This window comes from Arthrobacter sp. BGA-UO-ETr-C19 (assembly GCF_059568005.1).
On the sequence record NZ_JCAQPC010000024.1, the window covers coordinates 137,284 to 151,066 of the forward strand.

Annotated in this window: 13 protein-coding genes and 1 pseudogene; 6 read left to right on the top strand and 8 right to left on the bottom strand. The window is 67.5% G+C overall.

All coding sequences use genetic code 11. The features are described from left to right. Positions 1-35 precede the first annotated feature (35 nt). Both AC57BR_RS19520 and AC57BR_RS19525 read left to right on the top strand, forming a co-directional pair. Positions 36-815: an enoyl-CoA hydratase/isomerase family protein gene (locus tag AC57BR_RS19520; protein ID WP_496365184.1), complete on the top strand. Its 780-nt coding sequence runs from the start codon at positions 36-38 to the stop codon at positions 813-815. Next, entirely contained in the window at positions 812-1,666 is an 855-nt protein-coding gene (locus tag AC57BR_RS19525; RefSeq protein WP_496363582.1) for a 3-hydroxyacyl-CoA dehydrogenase family protein, read from the top strand. Before AC57BR_RS19520 ends, AC57BR_RS19525 begins: the two co-directional genes overlap by 4 nt. 56 nt (positions 1,667-1,722) lie before the next feature. On the opposite strand, the gene AC57BR_RS19530 is transcribed toward AC57BR_RS19525, so the two are convergent. Then, positions 1,723-2,154 carry an SRPBCC family protein gene (locus AC57BR_RS19530; RefSeq protein ID WP_496363584.1) on the bottom strand — a complete coding sequence of 144 codons (432 nt, stop codon included), beginning with the start codon at positions 2,152-2,154 and terminating at the stop codon, positions 1,723-1,725. Positions 2,155-2,221: 67 nt separating this feature from the next. Further along, the gene (locus AC57BR_RS19535) at positions 2,222-3,073 is read right to left on the bottom strand and encodes an SGNH/GDSL hydrolase family protein (protein ID WP_496363586.1); all 852 of its coding nucleotides are present in this window, start codon (positions 3,071-3,073) and stop codon (positions 2,222-2,224) included. 119 nt (positions 3,074-3,192) lie between these two features. Here AC57BR_RS19535 and AC57BR_RS19540 point away from each other — a divergent pair. Next, positions 3,193-3,901, top strand: a pseudogene (locus tag AC57BR_RS19540) (tyrosine-protein phosphatase). Continuing rightward, the gene (locus tag AC57BR_RS19545; protein ID WP_496363588.1) at positions 3,898-6,021 is read left to right on the top strand and encodes a S1 family peptidase; all 2,124 of its coding nucleotides are present in this window, start codon (positions 3,898-3,900) and stop codon (positions 6,019-6,021) included. Before AC57BR_RS19540 ends, AC57BR_RS19545 begins: the two are co-directional and overlap by 4 nt. Here AC57BR_RS19545 and AC57BR_RS19550 read toward each other — a convergent pair. The 4 genes from AC57BR_RS19550 to AC57BR_RS19565 all read right to left on the bottom strand — a co-directional run bounded on the left by AC57BR_RS19550 (position 6,018) and on the right by AC57BR_RS19565 (position 9,049). Further along, complete coding sequence (locus AC57BR_RS19550; protein ID WP_496363590.1) at positions 6,018-6,314, bottom strand: antibiotic biosynthesis monooxygenase family protein; 297 nt, start codon at positions 6,312-6,314, stop codon at positions 6,018-6,020. The two genes, AC57BR_RS19545 and AC57BR_RS19550, sit on opposite strands and share 4 nt — an antisense overlap. Before the next feature lie 70 nt (positions 6,315-6,384). Further along, entirely contained in the window at positions 6,385-7,707 is a 1,323-nt protein-coding gene (locus AC57BR_RS19555; RefSeq protein ID WP_496363592.1) for a choice-of-anchor Q domain-containing protein, read from the bottom strand. Positions 7,708-7,845: 138 nt separating this feature from the next. Beyond that, a complete protein-coding gene (locus tag AC57BR_RS19560; protein WP_496363594.1) occupies positions 7,846-8,595 on the bottom strand; it encodes an ABC transporter permease in 750 nt (249 codons plus the stop codon). 100 nt (positions 8,596-8,695) lie between these two features. Then, positions 8,696-9,049 (bottom strand): PaaI family thioesterase, encoded by a 354-nt coding sequence (locus AC57BR_RS19565; protein WP_496365185.1) that lies wholly within the window; start codon positions 9,047-9,049, stop codon positions 8,696-8,698. Between the two features lie 333 nt (positions 9,050-9,382). On the opposite strand from AC57BR_RS19565, the gene paaZ reads away from it, so the two are divergent. After that, a complete protein-coding gene (gene paaZ, locus AC57BR_RS19570; protein WP_496363596.1) occupies positions 9,383-11,494 on the top strand; it encodes a phenylacetic acid degradation bifunctional protein PaaZ in 2,112 nt (703 codons plus the stop codon). Between the two features lie 179 nt (positions 11,495-11,673). After that, a complete protein-coding gene (locus AC57BR_RS19575; RefSeq protein WP_496365186.1) occupies positions 11,674-12,081 on the top strand; it encodes a VOC family protein in 408 nt (135 codons plus the stop codon). A 150-nt stretch (positions 12,082-12,231) separates the two neighbouring features. Here AC57BR_RS19575 and AC57BR_RS19580 read toward each other — a convergent pair whose 3' ends face one another. Then, positions 12,232-13,065 carry a DUF427 domain-containing protein gene (locus AC57BR_RS19580; protein ID WP_496363598.1) on the bottom strand — a complete coding sequence of 278 codons (834 nt, stop codon included), beginning with the start codon at positions 13,063-13,065 and terminating at the stop codon, positions 12,232-12,234. 67 nt (positions 13,066-13,132) lie between these two features. Continuing rightward, positions 13,133-13,750: a TetR/AcrR family transcriptional regulator gene (locus AC57BR_RS19585; RefSeq protein WP_496363600.1), complete on the bottom strand. Its 618-nt coding sequence runs from the start codon at positions 13,748-13,750 to the stop codon at positions 13,133-13,135. Positions 13,751-13,783: the final 33 nt, after the last annotated feature.

Sequence of the window (13,783 nt, forward strand, 5' to 3'; positions counted from 1 at the left end):
ACATAGTGACAGGCCAGGACAGCGCGAACGGGCACTTGGGCACGCGGGAGTTCAGCACCATCCTGGTCGAAGAGCGCGAGGACCGGGTGGTGGTGCTCCTCAACCGCCCAGAGGTCCGGAACGCGATCGACCAGCAGATGGTGGACGAGCTCCACGCGGTCTGCGCCGAGCTGGAAAAGGATCCCAAGGTCCTCATCATTGCCGGCACCGAGGGCATCTTTGCCTCGGGCGCGGACATCGCGCAGCTGCGGGAGCGGCGCCGCGACGACGCGCTGCAGGGCATCAACTCCACGATCTTTGTGCGGATCGCCAAACTTCCGATGCCGGTGATCGCGGCACTGGACGGCTATTGCCTGGGCGGCGGGGCGGAGCTGGCCTATGCCGCCGACTTCCGGATCGGCACCCCGGCCGTTCGGATCGGCAACCCGGAAACCGGATTGGGCATTCTGGCCGCCGCCGGTGCCAGCTGGCGCCTGAAGGAACTCGTGGGGGAGCCCGTGGCCAAGGAAATCCTGCTGGCCGGGAGGGTGCTGAAAGCCGAGGAGGCGCTCGCCATCAACCTGGTCACCGAACTGCACGAGGCCGCCGAACTCATGGACGCCGCCCATCGGCTCGCCGACCGCATCGCCCGGCAGGACCCGCTTGCCGTCCGGATCACCAAATCGGTGTTCCACGCCCCGGCCGAGGCGCATCCGCTGATCGACCAGCTGGCGCAGGGAATCCTGTTCGAGTCGCAGGCCAAGTTCGACCGGATGCAGGCTTTCCTGGACAAAAAGAAAACCGACAAGAACACCACAGACGGGACGAAGTCATGACCGCCATTCCCCAGTACGTCGGAGTGCTCGGCGGCGGCCGGATGGGCGCAGGAATCGCCCACGCCTTCCTCATCAAGGGCGCCACCGTCGTGGTGGTGGAGCGCGACGACGATGCTGCCGCCGGCGCACGCGCGCGGGTCGCCGATGCCGTGGCCAAGTCCGCTTCCCGCGGCGTTCTGGATGGAACGCCGGAGGACGTCCTGGCGCGGTTCAGCACGTCCACCGATTACTCCGCCTTCGCCGGCTGCGGCCTCGTGGTCGAGGCGGTTCCGGAGGACTTCGAGCTGAAGGTCAGCGCCCTGAAAGCCGTGGAGGAACAGCTGGCGCCCGGGGCGTTCCTGGCCTCCAACACCTCGTCGCTCTCGGTCACCGATCTCGCCGCCCAGCTGCAGCGGCCGGCCAGCTTCGTGGGGCTGCACTTCTTCAATCCCGTGCCCGCCTCCACCCTGATCGAAGTGGTGGTGGCCAAGGAGACGTCACCCGAACTGGCGGCCGCAGCGAAAGGCTGGACGGAAGCGCTCGGCAAGACCGCCGTCGTCGTCAATGATGCCCCGGGGTTCGCGTCCTCGCGGCTGGGCGTGGCAATTGCGCTGGAGGCGATGCGCATGGTGGAGGAGGGCGTGGCCTCCGCTGAGGACATCGACGCCGCCATGGTGCTGGGCTACAAGCACCCCACCGGCCCGCTGAAGACCACCGACATTGTGGGCCTGGACGTCCGCCTGGGCATCGCCGAATACCTGCACTCGACGCTGGGGGAGCGCTTCGCGCCGCCACAGATCCTCCGGGACAAAGTGGCACGTGGCGAACTGGGCCGCAAGACCGGCAAGGGCTTCTTCGACTGGACCGACTGACCCGCCCGAGCCCCCACCCGCCGAAGCCTTGGCGTGCCTGCATCGGGCCGTACAGGCTACAGCGATTCCAGCCTCTGCCGGAGTCCGTTCAGGGCAGGGTCGCGCAGCTTCATGAACTGCGGCTTGAGGAACGACTGCAGCAGCTTGTAGGGCCAGTTGATGCTGAACTGTGCCGTGTACAGGACCTCGGATCCGGAGGTGAGCGACCGCACATCGATCGAGTCAAAGGCCACGAGGTTCCGGTGTTCGCCCCGGAGCTTGATGTGGTTGTCGAACAGTTCGACGACCTCGTACTCGATGGGTTGGCGCCTGTCCCGGAACAGTGCCTCCGCGTGGTAGCGGTGGCCGACGGCGACGGGTCCCTCGGTCAGCTTGTCCATGACTGCTGTGCCCGGGTCCCACTCGCTGGTGTGTTCGAACGCGGACAGGTACGCGAACGCAGTCCGGGCCGGCAGGGAAGAAGCAACAGTGCCCGAGACTGTGATCATGACACCAGCCTAGCCACGCAGGCCGCCGGGCACACCGTCCCGGGTCAGGCCCGGGTGCAGCGAGGAACTAGTCGAGCGCCGCCCTGATGGAGGCGGCGTAGCCTTTGGCGTAGCCGTCGGCCGTCGGGTGGAAAATGTCGGCGGTCTGCGTGCCGCAGGTGGCGGTGGCCGTGCAGAGCGGTGGCAACCCCACGATCCATGGCTGCGGCGATCCGATGCCATGGCCGGCGAACGCCCGCGCGACGTCCACATAGTGCACCTTCGAGCGGCCGCCGTCGGCTGCGCGGGCGGCGTTGGCAATCACCGCGTTCAGCTGCTGCGTCAGCCCGTTCACCGGATCAGCAGCCGGGCCGGCGCCGGGCTCGAACAGCAGCGGATACCCGGTCACGTAGATGTCAGCACGCGGTGCCTTCGCTTTGACGTCCGTCAGCATGGCCAGAAGATCCTGGAAGAACGGGCTCGCGGCCGGGCTGTTGAGGGCCTGTTGCAGGACGGCCGCCCGCTGCGCCAGGGCAGCAGTGCACGCCGGACCGGAGTCCTGCGCACAGATCACCAGCGCGCCAATGGAGTCGAGGTCGTTGCCTCCGGCGGTGACGGTCACCAGGTCCACCTTCTTGCTCAGCGAGGGGATCTGGTTGGCCCGGACGGTGCTTGTAGTGGCGCCGCTGCAGGCCGCATTCCCGGTAAGGCCGATCTTGCGCACCGCGTCCAGCAGTTCCGGATAGCTTTGGTCGCTCCGCAGGCAGGCGTCCACGTACGAGCCGGCGCCCTGGCCCGCGGCGTAGGAATCGCCCAGCGCGACATAGGAATCGAACCGGTCCGCGGACGCCGGCGCGGCGGTCAGGCCGGCCAGAACCAGCGCCGCGAGGACACCGGTAAGGCGGGCGATCCGCCGTCGCAAAGGCTTTTTGGCTGTCATCAGAATCCCCATATTCGCTCAGGCCGGAGTGCGGCGCCCGTTCCCCAAGGGTACGCCCGCAGTCAACGCTTTGCCCGAACCCCGTGCGGCCGCCGGGGCAGGTGTGGTTAGCTGGCTCCGTGAAGGCGAGGGGACAAATCGACTGGGACGGGGCGGTGAACGCCTGGCTTGTGGCGGGTTCTGTCTACCGGATGGGGCGGCGGGAATGGGTCACGGATGCAGGCTGGAAGGAAGCGTACCGCGACGGCATCCGCACGGTCATTGACCTCCGGAATCCCGGTGAACGGCAGCGCCGGCCCAGCGATCCGGTGGTGGGCGAGGCACTCGCCGCGTTCGACGTCGTCCTGGCGCCCACCGAGGATCCGGAAAACCCTGAGTTCAAAGCCCTGTGCGACCCCTACCTGAAGGATCCCGCACACTATGCCGCCAACGCCCGCCTCTTTCCGGACAGGCTGGCCGCAGTGTTCAAGGCCGTGGCTGCCGCGCCGGGGGGGCGTCGTGATCCACTGCTCGGCTGGCAGGGACCGCAGCGGCATGATCGCGGCCATGCTCCAGGACCTTGCAGGCGCCACTGATTCCGAGATCGTGACCAGCTATCAGGCCGCCATGCGCACCATCAACGAACGGCACCGGACCATGTGGCCGCCGCATCCGCATGAACGCTACCTCGACGAGGAAACCCTGGCCCCCCTCCTTGAGACCCGCGGGGCGCGGGTTCTGGACTTCGTGCGGCAGCTCGACACGCGGGAATTCCTGCTGCGGAACGGCGTCACGGAGCCGGAGCTGGAGGCAGTGCTGGCCGCCCTCGGCACTAGGGTTGCCCTGTGACTTCTCCCTCCTCCGGCCGGGCACTCCGGCGCGCACTCGCCCTGGCAGCTGCGGTGGCGCTGGGCGCCCCGCTCGCATCAGCACCCGCTTACGCTGCCCTGGAAAGTACCACGACGGCGGAAGCCGGCGGCGCGGTAGCCTCGCCGGCGGTGGCGTCCCCGGCTGCGGATCCGGGGGCCGGTGCTTCCGGACTTCCGGGCCCGGGTGCATCCTCGACGACACCGGCGGAGGCCGGCGGTGGGGTTGCCTCGCCGGCGGTGGCGGCCGGCACATCGGGAGTGGCCGGCACGCCGGCGGAGGGCCTTGCCGAAGCCGTTCAGCGCGATCTGGGCATGACACTGGAGGAATTCAACGCCGCAGGGGAGCAGGGAAAACGGGCTGCCGCCGCCCCTGCGACCGCTGCCCCGGAACCAGGCACCGGGAAGGCCGCGGCCGGGCAAACCGGGAATGACCTTCGCGCCGCGAGCGTCGAGCAGCTTTACCAGGCGTACCTGCGTGAGGTGGGAGCTGCGGGGCTCCAGGCCGTGGCTGAGGCGGACGGCAAGTTCATCATCCGCACGGGCGGGGTCAACGAGCCCCAAGCGGAGCCAAAGCCCGCAACAGCAGCGGGCGGCACTCAAGCGGACGGGACCCAGGCGGGCGGCACTCAAGCGGACGGGACCCAAGCGGACGGCGCCGATCCCGCGGCCAACCAAGCTCCGGCGTCGGCGGACCCGGCGAGCGGCGGGCGACTGTCGCCGTCGGAATTCGTGGAGCAGTACGCCAACGTGGTCCTAGAGATCGGCGAACCCCTGGCCCCGGAGGAGGACTTCTTCGGCGGACAGGGGTACCGGATCGACGGCGGGGTGGTCTGTTCCGCCGGCTTCAGCGCGTTCAGCCCCGACGGCAGGCCTTTGGTCCTCACTGCCGGCCACTGTGCCGACGACGGCGCCGCACGGCTTGCCGAGATCACCCTGCCGGCCGGGGATCCAGCCGGAGGATTCGCGGCCGAAAATGCGGTCACCGGGGAACTCGGGACATTCGGCTTCAGCCAGTTCGGCGGCCCGGGGAACTCAAGGGTCGCGGATCCGGAGAATCCCGGCACGCCGGGGAACGACATCGCGGTCATCGGCTCCATCCGTGCAGACCTTGACCCGCTCCCGGCCACCACCACGTGGGAGGACGCCACCAGCCTCGGGACCGGCTCCGTGAAGATCGTGGGGACGGTGTCGCCGTTTGTGGGGCAGGCCGTTTGCCGTTCCGGGCGGACCGCCGGCTGGTCATGCGGCACCGTGGACGAGGTGGGGATCTACATCGTGGGTGGAGGCTCCGGGGACGCTGCCGACCTGCGGTCCTTCAGCGGATTCCTCTCCACCTCCGTGCAATCCAGCGGCGGTGATTCCGGCGGGCCATGGATCAGCGGGAACTACGCCGTGGGCACGCACTCCGCGGGGAATTCCAGCGACTCCACAGAGAACTTCGCCGTTGCCGCAACGCTTGAGGACTCGATGTCAGTCCTCCAGGGCGTGCAGCTGAGGCTGTTCCTGAACAGGCCGGTCCTGGCCGGGTCCCTTCCGGCAGGGCCGATCGCTCCGGGGCAGCGAATCACCGGCCGGCTGGCCTCGGACCCGGCCACGGACGTTCCGGCGGGAACCAAGGTCCGGGTCACCTTCCCCGGCAGCGAACCGTTCGACGTGGACGTGGACGCCACGGGCAACTGGACCTTCAGCGCGCCCGGCTCCGCCACGGAGTTCACGGCCCAGGCGACGAACGGCTTCAGCCGCTCCGGGCTGAGCACTTTCAGCACCGTGCCGGAGCCAGGGGTGCCTGCGCCAGGCGGTTCCGGCACCGGGCCAGGCCCCGGCGGGTCCCCGGCTGCGTCCCCGCCGGCTGCGGCTCAGGGCGAGCCTGCGGTGCTGACCCCCGCGCCCCAGCCGTCGGTGGTGGCCGTGCTTCCCGCCGCCGGCCCCTCCGCGGCCGCAGGACCGGATGGTGCTGCAGTTCCGGACCAGGATGCGGCGCCGATGGGGCTCGCCGACACGGGCGTATCGGGCCTGACCATCGCTGTTGCTGGGGCAGGAGCGGCCCTGCTGCTCGGCGCCTTGTTGCTGGTTACCGTGCGGCGCCGCGGCAGGCGCTAGCCGATGGTTGCGGCTTCGTCCAGGGTGTGCGGCTCGAAGTGTTCGATGATGTCGCGCACTGACGCGAGGCCCTCAGTGAACGCCGCCGAGGCCCGCCACTGTTCGATCTGCTCGAGTGACGCCCAGGGCCCGGTGCTGATGAAGCGGTTAGGGACATCCCGGTCACGCATCAACAGGCCCCGCCCGCCCGGATAATCCTTGTGGGTTTGGTCGGCCATGTGCTTCCAGGCCTTCACGAAGTCGTCCTCGTGGCCCGGTTTCACGAGCCAGATACCCAACGTGTACACGGACACATCCACCACCTCCATTGGTGTGCAGAGCGGATACCTGATTATCTTCCCGCGCCGCGACGGGCGGAAGAGGCTAACAGTTCGCCGGCTTGTATTCGTAAGCGCCGGCGTCGGCCTGTCCGGATCCTGAGCATTGACCGTTCTGCGGCACGGACGCCTGGTCCAGGTCCACCACGGACGGGCTGCCGCCCGCGCGGTCTATTGCCGGGCTGCCGCTGGCGAGGTGGAGGTCTTCCGGGGGATTGACGAACTCTGCGGGGTCGGCCGTCGAACTGTTGTCCAGAGGGACGTTGCTGGGGCCGTTGACGACGTTGGACTGTTCCGTCCAGCCAGATCCGTCCATCCACAGGGCGTCCCGCACGGCCACGAGGATGTTCGCGCGGATGACAGTCGAGGAGGGGCAGGAGGCGTGGCAAACGACGCCGCGCGAATGGCTGCCGTCGAGCCAGACCGTGTTGAATTCGAAAGTGGTGCTGTTCGTGGGGCCGAACCGTGTGCCCGGGCCGCGGATGATCAGGCCCGCAGCCTCGGCGCATTCCGCGCCGCAGGAGGAACGGATCAGGTTGTAGCGGAAAATATTGCCGTCGGCTGCTCCGTCGGAGCGCCCGATTTCGGAAAACACGTTGTTGTCGATGGCCTTGTTGTGGTGGATGTTGTTGCGGCTGCCGTTGTAGATCTCGAAGGCGCTTCCGTCCCGGCTGAAGTCGTAGGAGGAGGCGGTGGAACCGGTGACGGTGTTGCCGGAGAACTCGTTGTCGTTGCCGTTGATCAGCACGCCGAACGCCCCCGAATCGTCGGTGCAGTTGGCCGCTTCCGGAGTGCCGCACTGGTCGCCCGGTGTGTTGACGTTCATGACGTTGTTGTCCGTCAGGACATTGTTGGAGTAGGTTCCGAAGTCGGAGCCGGTGCCCACTTTGATTCCTGCGGTGTTGTCCGTTGCCTCTGAATTCTTCACCACCACGTGGTCGCCGTAGACGTTGAAGCCCGCGTACCCGCAGTTTGTGGCCCGCAGTCCGTCCACCTCGATATAGCTGCCGTCCAGCCGGAAGCAGTTTCCGCCCTCCCCGCTGGTTATTGTGGGCAGGTCCCCGTTCCCGTAGCTGTTCAGTTTGATGGCCGACGACGGTGTTCCGCTTTCGTCCAAAAGGACGTTGCCGATCCACTCGTCACCCCTGCGGAAACTGAGGGAATCACCGGGTTTGAACGCCGTTTCATTGACTTTCATCAGCGACTGCCAGGGCGAATCCTGGGACGTCCCGGAGTTGGTGTCGCTGCCCTCGGCGCTCACGTAATAGTGGGTGGACGGCGTCGACGGGGCCGTCGCGGAGACACAGCCCACCAGCAGGACCGCCAAGACAGCCGCCAGCGCGGCGGCCCTTCTGGAACGTGTGCTCATGATTGCACCTGCCGGAGGCGGACAATGAGGGCCCGGCCCAGCAGCGCCGCTGCGTCTGGTCCGGAGCGGCCAGAGTATAAAGCGCCCGGCGCAATGTCAACGGACGGCGGCCGCCCAGGAGACTGCTGAGCAAATCTCCTAGGCGAGTGGTGCGGGCCGCACGTGGACCGGGGCCAGCAGGCTGATGAGCAGGATGGCGGTGACGGACCCGGCGGCCATGATCGAGGCCAGCACCACGATCTGGAACCGGCCCGCCTCCAGCGGTGAAAGGCCGCCGAAGATCGCCCCGACGAAGGCTCCCGGCAGTGTCACCAGGCCCGTCGTCTTGGTCTGGTCCACGGTCGGAATGAGCGCGGAGTACACGGCTCCGCGGGCCATCTCGCGGGTGGCCTGCCTCGGAGTGGCGCCCAGCGCGAGCCAGCCCTCCACCTGGTCCCAGCGGTCGATGACGGCCTCGTTGAACCTGCGGCCCGCGAGCCCGGCAATCGCCATCGAATTGCCGACGACAATCCCTCCGATCGCCAGCGCGTAGCGGGAAGTGAACTCGATGGCGCCGGTGCCAAACACGATGACCAGCGACGCGAGGATGCCGGCGGCCATCGAGCCTGCTACAACAGCAAGGCGGCGCCAGGACCAGGCGAGGCGGCGTGCGGCGGTAATGGCGGCGACGGTGAACATGACGCCCAGCGCCACGGCCACCCATTCGGCGCTGGCGATCACGGCGCCGAGGATCAGGCTGACGGCGGCGAGCTGGGCGGCGCCGCGGAGGATGGCGAGGGCCGGTGCAAAGGCGTGCGGAACCCGGAATCCTTTGAGGACGGCGGCCGTCAGCGCCATCAGGAGGCCCACCGCGATCAGGGTGGGGGCCAGGCTGCGAAGCTCGATCACGGGATCAGCCTAGCCGGGGCGGGCCCGCGGAAGGTTGAGGCACGGCTGCAGGCAGCGGCGCCGGTCAGTGCGGCCGGCCGGCCGGAGGCGGCGCCGGGCGTCAGGCTCGCGGGGTAAGCAGCAGGTTGGTAATCCGGAGGGTGCACAGCCGCTGCCCGGCGTCGTTGGTGATCAGCACTTCGTGCGTCGTCAGGGTGCCGCCGAGGTGGATGGGGGTGGCCGTGATGGTGATGAGGCCGCTCCGGGTTGACCGGTGGTGCGTGGCGGAGACGTCCACACCCACGGCGGTCTTGCCCAGCGTGCTGGCGTGGATCACCGCTGCCCATGATCCCACGGCCTCACCCACGGCCAGGGAGGCGCCGCCGTGCAGGAGCCCGAATGACTGGCGGTTCCCCTCCACCGGCATGGTCGCCACGACGCGCTCGACGGACTCCTCGACGATCTTCACGCCCATCTTCTCGTCGAGCTCACCCAGAGTGATCTGCCACAGTTCCCCGGGCGTCGGTCCCTCGGGAAGGGGCTTCCGGGCTGCCCCGGGTGCCGGTGGCGCAGCTGCCTGGGATTTCCCGGGCGTGTGGGTGGCCGTCAGTTCTGCGTCGCGGGCTTCGGGCGTCATGTGCTCTCCTCGGTTGGCGTTTCTTCGCGTCAGTTTCCACCGTTGCCGGTGGTAAATCGCCACTAGTGTGCAGCGGGGCACATTCATGTACTGTAGACATATTACCGAACGGACGGTCAGTAATGTTCTGGCCGGATCAGATTTGTCCCCCGTTGGAAGGACCCGTCAACGATGACCACCACCGCCGCAGCCCCCGAAGCCACCTTGGACACCGTGGAAACGGTCCCCAGTTTCGTGCAGGATTCCTGGTGGACTCCCGACGCCGGCTCGACGGCTTCCGCCGTCGCTGTCCGGGACGCGAGCACAGGGGAGATCCTGGCCAAGGTGAGCACCGACGGCCTGGACCTGGCCGCCGTCGTGGACTACGGCCGCACCACCGGCCAAACGGAACTCGGCAAGCTGACCTTCCACCAGCGTGCCCTCAAGCTCAAGGAGCTGGCACAGTACCTGAATGCCCGCCGCGAGCACTTCTACGCGTTCTCGGCGCAGACCGGCGCCACCAAGATCGACTCCATGATCGACATCGACGGCGGGATCGGCGTGCTGTTCACGTTCGGCTCCAAGGGCAGGCGCGAGCTGCCCAACGCCCAGGTGGTGGTGGACGGGCCCATGGAGGTGCTGTCCAAGGACGGTTCCTTTGCCGGCGAGCACATCTACACCCGCATCCCCGGCGTCGCCGTGCAGATCAACGCCTTCAACTTCCCGGTTTGGGGCATGCTGGAGAAGCTCGCTCCCGCCTTCATCGCCGGTGTTCCCACCATCGTCAAGCCGGCCACTCCCACGGGCTACGTTGCTGCGGCCGTGGTCAAGGCCATCATCGAATCCAACATCCTGCCCAAGGGCTCGCTGCAGCTGATTTCGGGCTCTGTCCGGGGGCTGCTGGACGTGCTGGACTACCGCGACCTCGTGGCCTTCACCGGTTCGGCGTCCACCGCGCAGTCCCTGAAGTCGCACCCCAATGTGGTGCTGGGCGGGGTGCGGTTCACGTCCGAGACCGACTCGCTCAACGCCGCGATCCTGGGCCCGGACGCCGTCGAGGGCACACCGGAGTTCGACGCGTTCATCAAGTCCGTGGTCACCGAGATCACGGTCAAGGCCGGCCAGAAGTGCACCGCGATCCGCCGTGCCATCGTGCCGCAGGACCTGGTGCCCGCCGTCGTTTCCGCGATCGGCGCACGGGTGGAGCAGCGCGTGGTGCTGGGCGATCCCCGGGCCGAGGGCGTCACCATGGGTGCGCTCGCCTCCCTTGAGCAGCTCGCCGATGTCCGGGCTGCCGTGCAGTCCATGCTCGACGCCGGCGGCGAGCTCGCGTACGGAACCCTTGATTCGCCGTCGGTCACCAGCGCGGACGGCGCCAAGGGCGTCGTCGACGGCGGTGCCTTCATGTCCCCCGTGGTGCTCAGCTGGGCCGACACGGAGGCCGAGCCGGTCCACTCGCTGGAGGCGTTCGGCCCGGTGTCATCGGTAATCGGGTACAAGGACATTCCCGACGCCGTCCGTCTCGCCGCCCGCGGCGGCGGCTCGCTGGTCGCCTCGGTCTGCACGAACGACCCGTCCGTGGCGCGGGACCTGGTCACGGGGATCGCAGCCCACCACGGCCGTGTGCTCATGCTGAACCGCGAGGACGCGCGGTCGTCCACCGGCCATGGTTCGCCCGTCCCGCACCTGGTCCACGGCGGGCCGGGACGTGCCGGTGGCGGCGAAGAGCTGGGCGGCATCCGCTCGGTGATGCACCACATGCAGCGCACCGCCATCCAGGGCTCGCCCAACATGCTGACCGCCGTGACCGGGATCTGGCACACCGGTGCTGACCGCAACTTCACCGCGGAAACCGAGGGCACCCACCCGTTCCGCAAGTCGCTGGAAACCCTGCGCATCGGCGACGCTGTCCGCTCGGACCTGCGGCAGGTAACACTCGAGGACATCTCCGCCTTCGCCAACTCGACCGGTGACACGTTCTACGCCCACACCAACCAGGAGGCCGCCGAGGCCAACCCCTTCTTCCCGGGCATTGTGGCGCACGGATACCTGCTGCTCGCGTGGGGCGCCGGGCTGTTCGTGGAACCCGCTCCGGGCCCGGTTCTGGCCAACTACGGGCTGGAGAACCTGCGCTTCATTACCCCTGTGGCTGCCGGCGACTCCATCCGCGTGACGCTGACCGCCAAGAAGATCACCCCGCGCGAGACCGACGAGTACGGCGAGGTGGCCTGGGACGCAGTCCTGACCAACCAGAACGACGAAATCGTGGCCACCTACGACGTCCTCACCCTCGTGGAGAAGTAACCCTGCCCCGCCCGGTGTTTGGGACGCGTCCTCAGGTCCTGTCGGGTTACTCTCGACGCTTCCTCACGTCCTGTCGGGTTTTTCTCGACGCTTCCTCAGACGTGCCCGAGAGGGGTGGAACTTCCCATGATCTTTCAGGGATCTCCGGGCGTAAAATGACCCCCGTAGGAGGTGGCGAAATGACCCTAGCACTAAGAACAGCCACAACCATCCTGCCTGTCGATGATCCGGACCGCGCCCGCGGATTTTACGCGGAAACGTTGGGCCTCCCACACCGCGGCAAGGCTGATGATGGAAGCGATTTATTCGGCAACGCTGACGGCCCCATGCTGCAGCTGATGCCCGTCAAAGACGGAAAGCATTCCGATCACACCACATTGAGTTTCGAGGTCACCGACATCGAACGGACCGTCCAGGACATGGAGTCCAGGGGCGTCCGGTTCCAGGACTATGACCTCCCTGATCTGAAGACCGATCACCACATCTGTTCAACCGAGGCCGAGAAATGCGCCTGGTTCATGGATACCGAAAACAACATCCTCTGCATTCACGAGAGGCTCGGAACGCAGGCTGAGTATCAGCTCTGATCCGTCCCACCGTCGAAGGTTCCCAAGCCCTTCCTCACCTAGGTGAGGAAGGGTTTGGTTTTGGGTGGCGAGAGGTGAGGAAGGGCTTGGTTTTGGGCGGCGAGAGGTGAGGGAGGGTTTGGTTTTGGGTGGCGAGAGGTGAGGGAGGGCTTAGGACCAGGGGGTGACCGGGTGCTCCTGCCGCTCGCCGTCCACGGACACGTCCGCCCGCTCGTTGAAGAAGCAGACCAGCCCGTGGACCTGCCGCGCGTCGATGAACCGCGAATCGTAGGCCCAGGCAATGTTCCTGCCCCGCGCCGACTCCGGATAGCTCCAATACCTGGCCTCGCCCTTGTAGGGGCAGATGGTCCGGTGCGGGCTGGCCTCCAGCAGGTCCATCCGGACGTCGTCGGGCGGGATGTAGTACCGCACGGGAAGCAGCGTCTCGTACAGCAGGTGGGCTCCGACGGTATCGGCCAGCAGCACGCCGTCGAGCTTCACTTCGATGTGCCGCAGCGTGGCGCGGATGTCCACCCGGTGGAACGGGTCCCGGGGGTGGCCGATGATCTCCTCGTGGTCCTCGAGCCAGTGGAACGCGCCGAAATCCAGCACGACGTACCCTGCCAGGTCCGGATCCGAGGGCCGGAACGCCGCCCGGGGCACGCTGAACGCTGAGGCCACGACGTCGAGCTCCTCGCCAGCCGCTGTGTGCCGCCGGAACCCGGTCCGCGGGTCCAGCGCCGGCGGGGCGTCGGCCGTCAGCCTGACGGGATACTCATCAGGACCGCTGTCCCCTTTGTCCGCGGGCGGCTCGAGCCGTGCCAGCAGATCCTTTTCGGGGACGGCGTAAACAGGAGTGACGCGTTTCGGTTCCCAAACCAGGAGCGCCTCTTGGGTGTCGACGACGGGACTCCCGTCGATGCCCGCCCGAATCCTTTTGGGCGTGGGCTGGTACCGGAGATCAGGAAATACGCCGAACAGATGATCGGACAGTTTCGTGGCCATGCATTCAGGGTGGGCACCCGGCCGCCCGGCGTCAACGTCCAATTGGTCAACGCCATTTCCTGGCCCGTCAGGGCTGCGCGTGCAGGCCGTCGAACGCCATGGTGATGACGTCGTCGGCCAGCTTTTCCGGCGAGAGGGAACCGCCCGGCTTGTACCACTCAACGATTGAGTTGATGGTTCCGAACAGGAGACGGGTCACGGTGCGGGGGTCGATGTCCTGGCGCAGTGAACCCTCGTCGCGGGCCGCGGAGATCAGCTCCGCCACCTTGTGGTCGAAGGCGCGACGGCGTTCCATGGCGTTGCGCTCGATGTCCGTGTTGCCGCGCAGCCGCAGCAGCAGCGTGACGAAGGGAAGCCGGTCCACCAGTACGGCGATGGTTTGGCGCAGCACGAACTCAAGCCGTGCGTCGGCCGCCCCCGAGGTGGCCCCGGGCTGGTCCAGGATGGCCTCCAGGCCGCCGAGTGCGTGGTCCAGGGCGAGCTTCAGCAGGTCGCCCTTGGACGGCACATGATGGTAGATCGCCGACTTCGAAATGCCCAGGTTCTCCGCGAGGATGCCCATGGACGTGGCATCGTAACCGTGGCGGTTGAAGACGTCGACGGCGATCAGCAGGACGGACTGCTGGTCGTAGCCGGGACGGCCGCGCTTGGTGGGGGCTGCTGTGCTGGCTGCTGTACTGGGCATACGGGCCATTTTCTCATGAACGTTCGGTAATCC

Coding starts and splice junctions, on each gene's coding strand:
- AC57BR_RS19525 (WP_496363582.1), top strand. CDS start 812: ATGACCGCCATTCCCCAGTACGTCGGAGTGCTCGGCGGCGGCCGGATG.
- AC57BR_RS19580 (WP_496363598.1), bottom strand. CDS start 13,065: ATGGCCACGAAACTGTCCGATCATCTGTTCGGCGTATTTCCTGATCTC.
- AC57BR_RS19565 (WP_496365185.1), bottom strand. CDS start 9,049: ATGGGCGTGAAGATCGTCGAGGAGTCCGTCGAGCGCGTCGTGGCGACC.
- AC57BR_RS19535 (WP_496363586.1), bottom strand. CDS start 3,073: ATGACAGCCAAAAAGCCTTTGCGACGGCGGATCGCCCGCCTTACCGGT.
- paaZ (WP_496363596.1), top strand. CDS start 9,383: ATGACCACCACCGCCGCAGCCCCCGAAGCCACCTTGGACACCGTGGAA.
- AC57BR_RS19555 (WP_496363592.1), bottom strand. CDS start 7,707: ATGAGCACACGTTCCAGAAGGGCCGCCGCGCTGGCGGCTGTCTTGGCG.
- AC57BR_RS19585 (WP_496363600.1), bottom strand. CDS start 13,750: ATGCCCAGTACAGCAGCCAGCACAGCAGCCCCCACCAAGCGCGGCCGT.
- AC57BR_RS19575 (WP_496365186.1), top strand. CDS start 11,674: ATGACCCTAGCACTAAGAACAGCCACAACCATCCTGCCTGTCGATGAT.
- AC57BR_RS19530 (WP_496363584.1), bottom strand. CDS start 2,154: ATGATCACAGTCTCGGGCACTGTTGCTTCTTCCCTGCCGGCCCGGACT.